This window comes from Treponema sp. OMZ 305 (assembly GCF_024181325.1).
GTDB lineage: Bacteria > Spirochaetota > Spirochaetia > Treponematales > Treponemataceae > Treponema.
The window spans coordinates 1,591,875-1,605,310 of the sequence record NZ_CP051300.1 but is presented as its reverse complement, the minus strand read 5'-3'; the positions used below and the strand labels follow the sequence as shown (position 1 = coordinate 1,605,310).

The window sequence follows — 13,436 nt, the reverse complement described above, 5'->3', positions numbered from 1 at the left end:
TAAGAACTCAATGAGCATTTAGAGACGCCCGGTGCTTAATCTTGATATTCAATCGTTTCTACCATCCGATCTTTTGATAAGACCGTATTGGGGAATATTTCTTGTGCATCTTTTAAAAGCTGTTTTAAGTCATAATCCGTATAACGTGGGCTGTAGTGAATAAGCGCCATTTTTTTTACTGCAGCATCTCGTGCGATGCGGGCAGCCTGCGTACAAGTCATGTGTTTTTTTTCGGCAGCATCTTGTTCCATACCTTTTGCAAACATGGATTCGCAGACTAAGAAGTCGGATCCTGCAACCTCCGGTGCAATAGTCGGTAGATATTTTGTATCGGTTACAAAGCTGAATTTTCTGCCGCTTCGAGGCGGGCCGAGCACTTGGCTGCTTTCTACGACAGTACCGTTTGCCGCTTCTACTGCTAATCCTGCCTGCAGCTTTGACCAGAGTGGGCCGCACGGAACATTAAGCCTACGTGCCGATTCGGGGTCGAAGGCTCCCGGACGGGGAAATTCCTCAAATACGTAGCCGAGACATGGCTTGGTATGCTCGAGCCAAAACGCCCGCACTTGAAATTCATCGGTTTTATACACAATGCCGGGTTCGGTAACTTCTTGAATGATAATTTCGTAATTGATATACATATCGAGCACTTGTCGGCTTGTTTCAACATATTCTTTAATTTTCGGCGGACCGATAATGTAGAGCGGCTCATCGCGGTCAACCTGCGCCGATAGCATCAGAATTCCTGGTAATCCCGTTACATGATCCGCATGGGTATGACTGATAAAGATGGCATTGATTTTTTTCCATCGGAGATTTAGGCGGCGGAGGGAAACTTGCGTACCTTCACCTGCATCAAAAAGGAATAAATCGCCCTCACGGCGAAGCAGCACCGAAGTAAGATGGCGGTACGGTAAAGGCATCATGCCTCCGCAACCCAAGATAAACGCTTCAAGATTCATAGCTGGAAAACAGTATACCTTTTTTGGGGCTTGACGTAAATAGTAAAATAAGATAGACTCTTTTTGTTATTTATCGAATGCGGGCAATTAGCTCAGTTGGTTAGAGTACAAGCATGACACGCTTGGGGTCGCTGGTTCGATTCCAGCATTGCCCAATCCCGCCAGAATAAGCTGATGAATAGGATAGGTTTGCGGCTTTTAGTAAGTAAGCTTTGCTCACAGGTTCCTCTTAGATTTAATTTATTATTTATAATGGCAATCACTAGTAGACAGAACGCTCATTATTGATAGATTTAATTGAATATTATACCATACTTCATAGTGGTTTGTCTAGTAGTCGTTCTTCGATTGCGTTAATACTGCTGTCGGGGGTTGAAGCGCCGGCAGCGAGGCCTATTGTACTATATCGGTAAACTTCCTGCGGAATATCATCGGCGGATTCGGCAAGCCAAGCCGGCTTACCGCTGTCGAGGGCGGTTTGCAACAGACGGCGCGTATTAGCGGAATTACCGCCGCCGATAACGAGGATTGCATCAACCTCTTTAATGAGCTCTAGGAGCGCCTCCTGACGCTCGTCAGTTGCCGGACAGATAGTTTCCAAAACAGTAAGGTTAGAAATTGTGCTATTGAGGATTTCGGCGATTGCACGGTATTCTTTCCGCTTAATGGTAGTTTGGGCAATAAGAACGGTAGGCGCTCCGTCATACGGTAGTTTTTCCGCTTCCGCCGCCGTCTGCACGGTAATACACTTACCATCCGGCACTGACAAGGCGTATCCTTTAATCCCGATCAATTCTCCGTGATTTTTATCTCCGGCAAGGATAACCGTATACCCGTTTTGGGAATACTGCGCAGCCCTCAGTTGACTTGCGATAACGCGGGGGCAGGTTGCATCGATAATAATTGCCCCGCAGTCTATTAGTTCTTGTCGTTTCTGCGGGGCAATGCCGTGTGCTCTGATAATAATTGGCGAGTCGGGTATAATCTGAGATTTAAGCTCCTCGTCGGGGTTTACAATACGCACACCCTTTGCTTCTAAAAGGCGCATCGTTACCGGATTGTGGATAAGCGGACCATAAGTATAAACGGTTTTGTCAGGATACTTGGCAAGGGCGCGATATACCGCCTCTACCGCCCTTCGCACTCCCATACAGTAGCCGAGCACTTTTGCCCGCTTCACCTGCCGATGCTGTTCTTGCGGATACGGTCTATCGGATTGCATCATTTTATACTTTTTTCCCTTTGAGTCTTAATTAAAATCTTTGACGATTTCTTTCACAGCAGCAACAAACTGTTCCAGCTCGCCTCTTTCCGTGTTATGTCCGATGGAAATCCGTACGGCATTTTGCGCAATTTCGGGACTAACGGAAAGAGCAGCCAGTATCGGTCGAACTTTTTTCTTTGAGGAACACGCTGAGCCGGCCGATATGAAGATTCCGCGATCGGAGAGACATCGCATCATAATCTCTGCCGGAATATTTTTAAAACTTACTTGTATGATCCACGGTGAAAATGTAGGGGCGCATTTAGTACTATTCGGTACTGTGTCATTCGATATTTCGACCGACGCTCTTGCAGCAGGGATAATCGAACATTCGGGGATTCGGCACAATGCTTCGATGAGAAATTGCGACAACTCCCCTGCCCGCTCAAATTTTTGCTGAAAATCCGTATATGTTGTTTCAAGACAGCGGGCAAGCGCACAGGCTCCGGCAAGATTTTCCGTTCCTGGCCGAATATTGCGCTCCTGTGAGCCGCCGCGGATTCCGGAATTTAAGGGCTGTTTTAAGTATAATAGTCCGATACCGCGCGGACCGCCGATCTTATGGGCGCTCATCGAAGCGGAATGCACATCGGCAAGACCAAGCTCCGCTACGGGCAATTTCCCGATCGATTGCACCATGTCAACATGGAAATGAACGGGCCTTTTTCCGGCTGTATGTGCTTTGAGAGCCTGTGCAATGTCGCGAACCGGCTGCACAGAACCAATCTCGTTGTTAACGCCCATAATTGCAACCAGCATGGTATCTTCCCGCAGCGTATGGAGCACTGCATCGGGGGTAACGCAGCCGCTCTTATCGGAAGGTGCGGTTAAAACTGTCCAGCCGCAGTGCTCCAAGACAGCGGCTTGTTCCCGCACCGACGGGTGCTCGATAGTGCTGATAACAAGACTACCGGTTGCCGGACGGGTTAATAATGAAAGGAGTACGAGGCTGTTTGATTCGGATGCGCCGGAGGTGAAATAGAGCGTTTCGGCAGGGACTCCGAGCACTGCGGCGCAGCGGCTGCGAGCTTTTTCCAGCATATCCCGTGCCTCTTTTCCGAAACGGTGTTGAGCCGAAGGATTTGCGAACACAGCCGTTGCTTCACGGTAAGCGGCTTCGATCTCGTCGGTGTACGGCATTGCCGATGCTGCCCAATCCAGATAAATCATATCAGTACCTCCCGTATTATAGAAGTATCAACTTCGCGTACCTGTGTTTTAAGGATATTCTCCTGAAGAACAAGCCGGATCACCCCTCCGCGGTTCTTTTTATCTTTTTTCATGCGTGCGATAATCGCATCAGCAAAAGAACCATCCTTAAACCGTCTACTAAAGTAGACAGAATCTGTGCACCAATCGTAACGGTTAAGAATTGTTGTAAAGTCATCAGCATAGTCTTTATCGGTGAGTTGCAAACGGAGACCTATGGCTAAGGCGCGGGATATCCCCCATGCGACGGCGTCTCCGTGCGGTATGGAAAAATGGGCTAAACTTTCGAGTGCGTGACCAAAGGTATGTCCGAAATTTAAGAAAGCGCGTTCTCCTTGTTCGGTAAAATCCCGCTCGACAACCCGAGCTTTTGCCTCCGCCGCGCGGCGAATTAGCTTCGAAATGCAGGCGCTATCTCTGCGGATAATCTCATCATGCTGGGTTACAAACATTTGATACAGTTCGGTATCGTAGAGGACTCCCGTTTTCAGTATTTCCGCAAGTCCCGAACGGTATTCGGCTTCGGGTAAGGAACGGAGTACCGGAAAACAGAGGATAATCGATGAGGCGGCGTAAAACGTACCGATAAGGTTTTTATAACCGGAAAGGTTAATTGCCGTTTTGCCGCCGATGCTTGCGTCAGCCATTGCGAGCACGGTTGTCGGCACCAGAATACATCGGACACCGCGCATATAGAGCGAAGCGGCAAGGGCGGTTATGTCGCACACTGCGCCGCCGCCGAACGCAATAAAACAAGCGTGCCGGTCAAGTTCATATTCGGCAGCTTTCTCGGCAATAAGCGCAAGATTTTTTAAGTTTTTTGCAGCATCTCCTGCCGACAGCACTACCAGCGGCACTTGAGCGGAAAAATTTTCAGCTTGCCGTAAAAGAGGGAGCGTATGCTCGTCGCATACGTACAATGCGTCTACTCTCCCCTTCTCTTCCGAAAGTTCAGGGAGCCGGATGGTATCCGAGTACCACCAAACCTGCGTAGTTCCGTGCGGCGTAGAAAACGAAAACGATTGTGGTAATTGTTTCATCGGTTTTTTGCTAAAGTTTTAAACGTTAGTCGGTGTGTGAGGCTGCCGGAGCCGCCGTTCGCGATGTTTTTCTATTTTTTATTTTTAACCAGAGCAGTTTTTCCGTTTCATAATTAGGATTTAAGTCCGTCCGCCAATAAAAAAACATTCGCACACCGCGTATCAGCTGTCTAACCGGCTTAGCTGCTCTTTTGCAGATACCGTAAACAGGAATAACGATAAGACCGGGTACTTCATTTGCTTCCATTGTAAACTGGATCTTTCCTTCGGGGTCTTCAAGCTGTATCCATGACACTTTATTGAATGCCTCCGTCGTAATACAGCGTTCTTTCTTTTGATTATCATCACAGTCATACAACGATAAAGAAGGCACAATAGAATCGGTTTCCTCCAAGGCAATATCAATTTCAGCAACAAAATAAGCGGAAAGATTAAAAGGACTATCGTTTTTTAAGATGTACTGAACCTGTGTTCCTTCGGGAAAAAAGGTGTATTGTTTACGCAGAGAAACCGGCTGCTTGATACCGGAATCAAATAAACCGGAAGTTGACAGTTTCAGCTCAGAGCGGATTGTATTAATTTCGGTTTCTTGATAGGTATTATCGGAAAATACGGTTGTAAGCGCTTCCGGCAGCCCATCTTGGAGGCGCTGCAAGGCTGCTTCCGATAAGAGATAGTCGATAAACATCCCCGAATGCTCGAGCGGCATATCGGAATAATTTTTATAAGCAGAGAATACATCACATTCAAAAATCTTCCCACCGTGATGATGCACATACATATTTAATGATGAACGTTGCGATAAGACTTCTTTAAAACCGTCCATATCGATATCATATCGAGTAAGGCCTTCGGTAAATATACCCGGAAGCCGCGTTTGTTTTTCGGCAACAAGCAGTTTTCGATAGGCAATACAGCGTAATTCGTTATGGTATTCGGGGATACAAGGTTCCAGCGCGAAAAGCTCTGCGTTTTGCGCTTTCCATAGCTCTTGCAAGGCATATTTTTTACGCGCTTTATCGCCTTTCATACCGTTTGCTAACATATTCACATACATCATTTTTGAATAAATTTTAAAGGTATCACGCTGCAGCGTAATGGTATGTTTTACCGCATGTCCTGTCGGAGTATCGCAAAGAATGGTATTTGAATCGACGTATACCGGCAGATGCGGGCGCCGCCGCTTCATCAATTCAGCCGTATGGGTAAGCCGTATGACCGAATCCGGTTGATTACATATATCAATAAAAGAAGAAAACCAGTTCTGCCCATCTTTATTCTTTTCGAGGCATTTTATATAAGTTTTAACCGGTAAGAAAAGAAGATACATCGATTCTCCGGTAGATGAGGCTGCATTTGCTAATTTATCATAAAATTCTTGCGGTGTACGGTTTAGAAAATCAAGATCATCGGGAATATACGGAAATACGGTTATCGTTTTTCCTTTATCTTCAACAATTGCAGGAGAAAAATCAGCATTTTGATTATTTTGTTCTCTATATTGAGGAAATAGGCGATAATCGAGGAGACAATATTCCATACCGCACCGAGTAAACGGTGTAATCAATGACGGTGTCCATGCAGAAGCAGTTAAAAAAAGACCGCGTGGCCGCTTTCCGAAATGGGTACGGATAGCAGAAGTCATCATCTCAATTTGACCGATAACATCGGGAGCCGGCAAGAGCGAGAGATAGGGCTGGTAATATCCTCCGCCCAGAAGCTCAATTTGCTTACGGGAAAGCATATTGTTAAGCAACATCGTATATGCTTGACGCTTCCCTTTCTGCCACTCTAAAAAGCTGCCTGTTGCAAAAATAGTCAGAGGCAGTTTTTCTTCCGCTTGAATACCGGAAAAAAAAGATTTATACAGCGATGCAATGTCATTTTTATCAATCTGCTGCAAATAGGAGATGGAAAGCTGTACGCAAAAGCATAAATGTACATTTTTCTTCGAGGTATTCACAGGATCATCCTTACTAAAACAATGCTTATTGTATACTATTTTTAGTAAATATGGAAGCATAAATTTTCGTATTCATAGCAACTGTATCAGAAAATTTTAAGTGAAAGCCTCCTTGGGTAGCTCTAAAAACTTCAGCTAGTTGTTAGAGATACCCGATGAGTATTTTTTATGTTGATTATTGATGAGAAGTGGATGAATCCGAGTCATCGGCAGCGGGCTTGTCCGTTTCGGCGACTGCATCGGATGAATCAGACAGTGTAGTTTCCGGCGCTGCGAGGACAGGTTGGTGCGGTAACTGAGATTCCGCCTTGATAATATCCTCAAACTCTTGTTTATCAATCGTTTCTTTCTCAAGCAGGCGCTTTGCAATATAGTCCAACAGGGACTTTTTTGCTTGTAACCGGTTTACAACGATGGCGTATTGCTCTTCCATGATGCGGGCAATCTCTTCATCGATATACTGCTGCGTTGTTTCAGAGTATTCGCGTACCAGCTGAGGATCCCCCGCTCCGTATCCGCTGCCCCGCTTTGAAAGCGCAACGTTTTTAAAGCGGTCGCTCATACCGTAATCGGTTATCATACCACGGATAATATCGGTAGCGCGTGAAAGATCGTTTGCAGCGCCGGTGGAAACAACGCCGAACTGCACAAATTCGGCAGCCCGCCCGCCAAGCAGACAGTCAACCTCTGCAAGCAATTCCTTTTCAGTGCGCAGGAAGCGGTCTTCTTCGGGGATGTTTAGGGTATAGCCAAGCGCTGCAATACCGCGCGGTATAATGGAAACCTTATGTACCTTATCCGCCCCTTCGGTAAAGGCGGCGGTTATAGCGTGGCCTGTTTCATGGTAGGCAACAATCTGGCGTTCTTTTTCCTTGATTACCCTACTCTTCTTCTGTAAACCGGCGATGGCCTTTTCCACCGCTTCGTTGAGGTCTTCCGTGATAACTTCCTTACGGCCGCCGCGCACTGCAAGCAAAGCCGCCTCGTTGATTACATTCGCAAGATCGGCGCCCGAAAAGCCGCTCGTAATCCGAGCCGTATCGCTGAGGTCAATGCCGTTTGCCAGTTTAACATCCTTAGCGTGTATCTTGAGAATCTGCTCTCGCCCTTTCATATCGGGGCGGTCAACTGCAACCTGCCGGTCAAACCGTCCCGGCCGGAGCAGCGCGGGATCAAGGACATCGGGTCTGTTGGTTGCCGCAAGCAAAATAAGCCCCGTACTGTTATCGAATCCGTCCATTTCTACGAGGAGCTGATTGAGCGTCTGCTCCCGCTCGTCGTTTGAATGAAAGGAATTTAAACGGGACTTACCGATAGCGTCCAACTCATCGATAAATATGATACAAGGAGCTTTTTCCCGGGCCTGTTTAAAAAGATCGCGTACGCGGGAGGCGCCGACGCCTACGAACATCTCTACAAAGTCCGAACCGCTGATTCTAAAGAAAGGCACGCCGGATTCTCCTGCAACGGCGCGCGCGAGCAAGGTTTTGCCGGTACCGGGCGGCCCAACCAATAAAACACCGCGCGGAATCTTACCGCCTATTTCAGTGTATTTTTGAGGGTATTTTAAAAAGTCTACAACCTCAACCAGCTCTTCTTTTGCTTCATCGACACCGGCGACATCGCTGAAGCGGGTGGTAACTTTCCCTTCTTCGACGGCTGCCGACCGAGCTTGCCCGCCGGAAAAAATACTGCCGCCGAGTCCGCCGAGGTTTGACGTAAACCGCTTCATCACAAAATGCCAAAGAAGGAAAATAAAGCCGAACGGCAATATCCATTGAACCAAAAAGTCGACAAGAAAGTTATTTTCTTTAGGGCGTACTAAATAGATGACATTATGCTCGTCAAGCAGCTGTAAAAACGATTCGGAATAAATACCGACTGTTTGATAAGCATCGCCCGTATCTGCCGATAAAAAGGGCAGCCTGCTGCGGGTCTGCTCACTGCTCGCCTGCGTCTTTGTTTGTCCGATAAAGTACGTCGGCCCCATAATAACTTTAACGATTTCACCTGACGCAACACGGTCTTTAAATTCCGAAAAAGGAATAACGTTCGCATCTTGCTTCATTAAGAATTGGTTCGCAATGAGCAGCGCAACGAATACGCCGATAATAATAGCGATAAAAGGTAATCGAGGTTTTTTTTGATCCTTGTTATTATTGTTATTAGACGGTTCGGGACTTAACTTAAAAAAATTAAAAGGATCTCGTTCGTTCGGATCCTGTTTATTCTTATCATCATTTTGATTCATAACTGCCGTTGCCTCATCTTTCTTTTGCTTTAGGATTCCGCTCAAAACTCCGGTGAAGGTAGTGGAGGTTCCTTATCTATACGAAAAACCTCTAAAAACCTCAGTTTTTAGAGGTTTTCCTTAGATGTAATTTGCGATGTTTTAATTTAAGCTGTTATGATATAAAGACTTAAACTAAAACTCGTTATCAGCTTTGCTGATGAGGCATCTTCTAAAAATCTAACCGAGTTTTTAGAGATGCCCTACGGCATAACATACTCAAAAAAAACAATATAGACAAGTCGCTCCGGAGTGAAAAGTTGCGAAACAGGGCAACCGCATTAAAAATATTTTTAGCGGTTGCCTTCCTTCTGTGCGAAATTTCATAGGTATAAGGTGAGCGTCTACAATGACGCCTTCATCAACTGATGAACATCCCTGTCCATCAGTTGATGACGAATTTTGGCAAAGCCAAAATATCGCTTTTGCTCTAACCACCGCCGTCCGTGGCGGATGTATTAACCGTCAAGTTTTCTTTCGAAAACTTGCGTATTGATGCGTGCGCTTGACGCGCACCAATGCAACAGTTTCAAAAATTCATATTTTGTTCAACTGTTGCATTTTAAGGAAATAAAATTTCGCACATTTTTCCGGCAAACGGGTAAACACATCAGGTAGAGTAGATAAAAACCGCGGAAAAATTGAGACTGTGAGACCATTTGAACCGCAGACAGGACTACCAAGGATGGCAGGGGGTAAACAGAAACCGGTTTTTGAAAAAAACCGGCAGCCAAGGAATTGACATGGATGGCAATTCCTTGGCGTTACTCTAGTCGAATACTATCAATTTTTCTGCGGGGTCGCTAAAAAACGAACTGATGTGTTTACCCTAAGTTGACCGAGTTTTATAATTGACGATACCGGTAATAGATGATAGAATTACGTTTATGAAAATAGTATCCGCCGCAACGGTGTTTCTTACGGTAAGTACGGTATGTTGCTTATTTTTCGTAATACGCACCATAAGAAATAGAAAAAGTACACGATCGGTTCGGCTCTATAATATTGCATTGGTTGCGGTTATGCTCTTGTCTATAGCAGCAGCAGGTCTTTTCAGGTATGTTTCTATCCCACTCACTTCGCTAGCGCTTGGAGGCGTTTGTTTTATCCTACTGGTGGCAATTGCTTCAAACGATGCGGTCTACCGGCGGGAATATACAGCGCTCAAAACGCAGATGGAGTTGATACAAGAAGAACTGGTTAAAGCGCAACGCCCTGATGAAACCGCAATGAGAGCAAAAGAATTGTTACCGGTCGGCAATACATTCCTGATAAAAGCTGCCGAAGCGATACGACAGCAAACTGATACGTCCGGTATTCTCGGTTTTATCAATAAAATCATGATCGAACAACTTTTTGCGGATGGAGGTGTCATTCTTACCATCGGTGAATTTGAAGACGTGCTCAGTGTTAAAGCATATAGCGGAAATTATCCGCCGCCGTATAAGCTGCCTGATGATGTGCCGCACCAGCCGGATCGAGTTGCCACTAATTTCAGATATGCGGAATTTCCACTTAATAATTCGTTTTTCGGTGAGGCGGCACATTCGGCAAAACCTATTTTGATTGCAAATGCGCAGGAAGATGACAGGATCGTTGTCAACGGAGAAGAGCCGTTTCTCGTACCGGGTTCGTTACTAACGCTCCCGATGATCTATCACGATACGGTAGCGGGGCTGATTTCTTTATCGCGCAGTACCGAGCATGCACCCTTTACCGAATCCGATGTACAAATCGGAGAAATACTGGCAAGTTATGCAACGGCAGCGCTCAAGCTGATATACGATTTACAGGAAGAAACGGAATTAAATACTATCGAAAATGAAACTGATATTGCGAGTCGCATTCAAAGAATCTTGCTTCCTAAGAAGCTCGTTGACACGGCGAACTTGAATTTTTCAGTGCTTTTTAATCAGGCTCGGGGTGTTTGCAGCGATTACTATGATATTATTCAGAATCAGAAAGACCGTCTTTTCTGTATTACCGCTGACGTCGCCGGTAAAAGTATCCATGCCTGTATCGTTATGGTGATGATCCGGTCGCTGCTTTATCTTATCACCAATACGGCACAGAATACTCAGAGTATCCTCGATATTTTAAATAAGGGTATTACCGGAAAAATATCGATTGACCACTATGCAAGCATATCGTTATTGGCGTATATTCCTGTAGAGAAAAGTATTGAATATGTAAACGCCGGAACGCAGTCTCTCCTCTTATGGAAAGCTTCGACAAAGAAATTAGTTCGGCTTGAACAAAAATCGGATCCTATCGGTGTGGATAGTAAATCGGTTTATACCTGCAAAAAGATTCCTGTTGAAAAAGGAGACATCGCTGTTTTGTTTACCGACGGTGTTGTTGAAACGCTCAATGAACGAGGGGAACCGTTTGGATTAAAAGCTCTTGCGGAACTTTTGGCTGCAAATGCCTCATTGCCTGCAAAGGCAATTACCGATAAGATTAATAAGCAAATAAAGCTATTTATGGGAAAGATATCACCGCATGATGATCAGACGGTGATGATTATTAAAGTGAAATAGAGGTAAGGAGGACAGAATATGGAACTGAAAATCCGAAAAAACAAGGATATATACATTGTCGATATAAGCGGAGAAATGGATTTATACAATTCGTATAAACTAAAGGAGTTGATTGCAAAGATGCTTGAACGTCAGATTCAATGTATTGTACTCAATCTTGAAGAAGTTGAATATATCGACTCTTCCGGTATCGGCGCATTGATTTATATATGTTCAACCTTAAAAAAGAAAAACTTAAAATTATATATTACCAATATTCATGGTTCGGTAAAAAAAGTTATCGAATTAACAAAGTTGATGGGCTTTTTTCCAATTACCAATAGTTTGGAAGAAGCACTGCAAAAATTAGCCGATAGCCAATAGGAGAATGTTATAATATGATCAAAGAATTACGTGTTGATGGAAATGATCCATTGTTTGATAAGACCGGTATGCTCTATAAGGAATTCCCTTCAGATTTTCGACAGATTCGCTATTTTACTCTATTGATTGTCCAGTCAGCTCCATTAGAGATTAAAGGAATTAACCTGCTTGAACAGCAAATCAGCGAGATTATCAAAAATGCTGTAAAGCATGGAAATAAATGCGACCCTAAAAAGAAAGTGAAGGTGTGGTACGAATTCAGTCCCGAACACGCACACCTCATCGTAGAAGATGAAGGTTCCGGCTTCAAAGATATAGAAAAATGGAATGAATTTAACCGGAAACGGCTCGAATGTCTCCATAAGCAGGATTTTACTAATCTTGGCGACTATGTTTCCTTTAGAACGGCTCAAAGCGATGATAATGACGGTGGAAATGCATTATTTGCTGCCCTTGAGTACTGGAACGGTGGTTTTGTATTCGGCGATAAACGTAATTCAATTGCGATGCTGAAACAATATCCTAAAAAACGCCACGGTATTGCAATAGAATAAAATAATACGGTGCTAATACGCCTTTTCCATCCCGCCGTTTGTAGCAATGGGGATATCTCAAAAGTTGCTTACTTTTTCAACAAGCTGACGGAGCAATTAATCCTAAGGCTCCGCCTTTCCACGGAACTGAAGTTTTTAAAAAGGCTACTCAAAAAATCAACAACCCCGACGCAAGTATCGGGGTTGTTGATTTTAGAAGAAAGCGATCTTTTACCGCTCTGTCTCGAAAAACCGGTGTCGGAGAACCTATTTACGCCTGATTTTTTTTGTATTCCGCGAGACCATTCAAATAGTAGAGCGCAGCCCAACAGGCATCGTGGGACGCAGTCTGATAACTTAGAACATCCGGATAGATTTCTACAAAATCAAACCCTTTTGCTCCGTAAAGCCCGGCTTCATGGACCATCATGCACAACTCATAGGAGCTAAGCCCGCACATATCCTGCGGGCCTTGAGGCATACAAGATGCATCCAGTGCGTCCGCACAGATAGTTATATAGACTTGCTCCGTATCTTTAAATGCCACCGCAATAGCCTCATCGATAGAAGCCTTCCACCCGTTTTCCTTGATCTCACGAGCAAGAATAATGTGTGCGCCGAATTTTTTTGCATTGTTAAATTCATCGCGATGATTCCGCGGGCCGCGAATTCCTATATGGACGATTTTTTCAGGATCAATGTTTGGGTCATTGTACATACGGTAAAACGGAGAACAGCGGGATAATTCATCGTCCCCAAAACGTGCATAGTTGTCCAAATGTGCATCAAAGTGCAGAACACCGATCTTGTGGGGATGCCGTTTTGCGATTTCACTGATAATAGGATATGCTATGCCGTGATCTCCGCCGAATGTAATAGGAAATAGCCCTTCATCAATAATTTCCCCAATCCGCTCCCGCACTTTTTCAAAGGTAAAACCGTAGTCGCCGTTACGGCAGGCAACATCGCCATAATCGCCGATTTTCAGGTAATCTGTACAGTCAATACCAAAATCCGGCAAAAAACCGGTATAACGGATTGAAACGGAGCGGATGGATTTAGGCCCCTCAGTACAGGAAGAGTATCCGCCTATAGTACAGCCGCCCTCCCATGGAATACCGATGACTGCGGCATCCAGTCCTTTAAGATCCGACCGGCATTCCAGCACCGGAAGATTGAGCCACGAAGGAACTCCGCTGTAAATAGTATTTGGCAGAAAGTTAGGGTCATAAATTGTAGGTTTGCTGTAGCGCATAATTTTACGTCCTCCTT

At 45.0% G+C, this 13,436-nt stretch carries 10 protein-coding genes and 1 tRNA gene; 4 read left to right on the top strand and 7 right to left on the bottom strand.

What is annotated here, in order from left to right; all coding sequences use genetic code 11:
* Window positions 1–35 precede the first annotated feature (35 nt).
* On the bottom strand, window positions 36–962 hold the full coding sequence (locus ABK01_RS07105) for a ribonuclease Z (RefSeq protein ID WP_212564799.1): 927 nt from the start codon (window positions 960–962) through the stop codon (window positions 36–38).
* 81 nt (window positions 963–1,043) lie between these two features.
* On the opposite strand from ABK01_RS07105, the gene ABK01_RS07100 reads away from it, so the two are divergent.
* Window positions 1,044–1,117 (top strand) — tRNA-Val (locus ABK01_RS07100).
* A 161-nt stretch (window positions 1,118–1,278) separates the two neighbouring features.
* Here ABK01_RS07100 and ispH read toward each other — a convergent pair.
* The 5 genes from ispH to ftsH form a co-directional block, all read right to left on the bottom strand.
* On the bottom strand, window positions 1,279–2,187 hold the full coding sequence (gene ispH, locus ABK01_RS07095; protein WP_253675126.1) for a 4-hydroxy-3-methylbut-2-enyl diphosphate reductase: 909 nt from the start codon (window positions 2,185–2,187) through the stop codon (window positions 1,279–1,281).
* A gap of 24 nt (window positions 2,188–2,211) precedes the next feature.
* A complete protein-coding gene (locus ABK01_RS07090) occupies window positions 2,212–3,396 on the bottom strand; it encodes a cysteine desulfurase family protein (protein WP_253675125.1) in 1,185 nt (394 codons plus the stop codon).
* Window positions 3,393–4,475: a 3-dehydroquinate synthase gene (locus ABK01_RS07085; RefSeq protein WP_253675124.1), complete on the bottom strand. Its 1,083-nt coding sequence runs from the start codon at window positions 4,473–4,475 to the stop codon at window positions 3,393–3,395. The genes ABK01_RS07090 and ABK01_RS07085 overlap by 4 nt, the downstream gene beginning before the upstream one ends.
* Window positions 4,476–4,500: 25 nt before the next feature.
* A complete protein-coding gene (locus ABK01_RS07080) occupies window positions 4,501–6,438 on the bottom strand; it encodes an alpha-amylase/4-alpha-glucanotransferase domain-containing protein (RefSeq protein WP_253675123.1) in 1,938 nt (645 codons plus the stop codon).
* Between the two features lie 175 nt (window positions 6,439–6,613).
* Entirely contained in the window at window positions 6,614–8,689 is a 2,076-nt protein-coding gene (ftsH, locus tag ABK01_RS07075; RefSeq protein ID WP_253675122.1) for an ATP-dependent zinc metalloprotease FtsH, read from the bottom strand.
* Between the two features lie 926 nt (window positions 8,690–9,615).
* On the opposite strand from ftsH, the gene ABK01_RS07070 reads away from it, so the two are divergent.
* Genes ABK01_RS07070 through ABK01_RS07060 form a run of 3 tightly spaced genes read left to right on the top strand, consistent with a single transcriptional unit; the run spans window position 9,616 to window position 12,185 of the window.
* Entirely contained in the window at window positions 9,616–11,268 is a 1,653-nt protein-coding gene (locus ABK01_RS07070) for a PP2C family protein-serine/threonine phosphatase (protein ID WP_253675121.1), read from the top strand.
* A gap of 18 nt (window positions 11,269–11,286) precedes the next feature.
* Window positions 11,287–11,631 carry an STAS domain-containing protein gene (locus tag ABK01_RS07065; protein ID WP_253675120.1) on the top strand — a complete coding sequence of 115 codons (345 nt, stop codon included), beginning with the start codon at window positions 11,287–11,289 and terminating at the stop codon, window positions 11,629–11,631.
* A gap of 14 nt (window positions 11,632–11,645) precedes the next feature.
* Entirely contained in the window at window positions 11,646–12,185 is a 540-nt protein-coding gene (locus ABK01_RS07060) for an ATP-binding protein (protein WP_253675119.1), read from the top strand.
* A gap of 250 nt (window positions 12,186–12,435) precedes the next feature.
* Here ABK01_RS07060 and ABK01_RS07055 read toward each other — a convergent pair whose 3' ends face one another.
* Window positions 12,436–13,419: an agmatinase family protein gene (locus ABK01_RS07055; protein ID WP_212564806.1), complete on the bottom strand. Its 984-nt coding sequence runs from the start codon at window positions 13,417–13,419 to the stop codon at window positions 12,436–12,438.
* Window positions 13,420–13,436: the final 17 nt, after the last annotated feature.

Bases quoted from the DNA above. Each gene is read 5' to 3' on its own strand.
- ftsH (WP_253675122.1), bottom strand. From the start codon at position 8,689: ATGAATCAAAATGATGATAAGAATAAACAGGATCCGAACGAACGAGAT.
- ABK01_RS07090 (WP_253675125.1), bottom strand. From the start codon at position 3,396: ATGATTTATCTGGATTGGGCAGCATCGGCAATGCCGTACACCGACGAG.
- ABK01_RS07055 (WP_212564806.1), bottom strand. From the start codon at position 13,419: ATGCGCTACAGCAAACCTACAATTTATGACCCTAACTTTCTGCCAAAT.
- ABK01_RS07065 (WP_253675120.1), top strand. From the start codon at position 11,287: ATGGAACTGAAAATCCGAAAAAACAAGGATATATACATTGTCGATATA.
- ABK01_RS07085 (WP_253675124.1), bottom strand. From the start codon at position 4,475: ATGAAACAATTACCACAATCGTTTTCGTTTTCTACGCCGCACGGAACT.
- ABK01_RS07070 (WP_253675121.1), top strand. From the start codon at position 9,616: ATGAAAATAGTATCCGCCGCAACGGTGTTTCTTACGGTAAGTACGGTA.
- ispH (WP_253675126.1), bottom strand. From the start codon at position 2,187: ATGATGCAATCCGATAGACCGTATCCGCAAGAACAGCATCGGCAGGTG.
- ABK01_RS07060 (WP_253675119.1), top strand. From the start codon at position 11,646: ATGATCAAAGAATTACGTGTTGATGGAAATGATCCATTGTTTGATAAG.
- ABK01_RS07105 (WP_212564799.1), bottom strand. From the start codon at position 962: ATGAATCTTGAAGCGTTTATCTTGGGTTGCGGAGGCATGATGCCTTTA.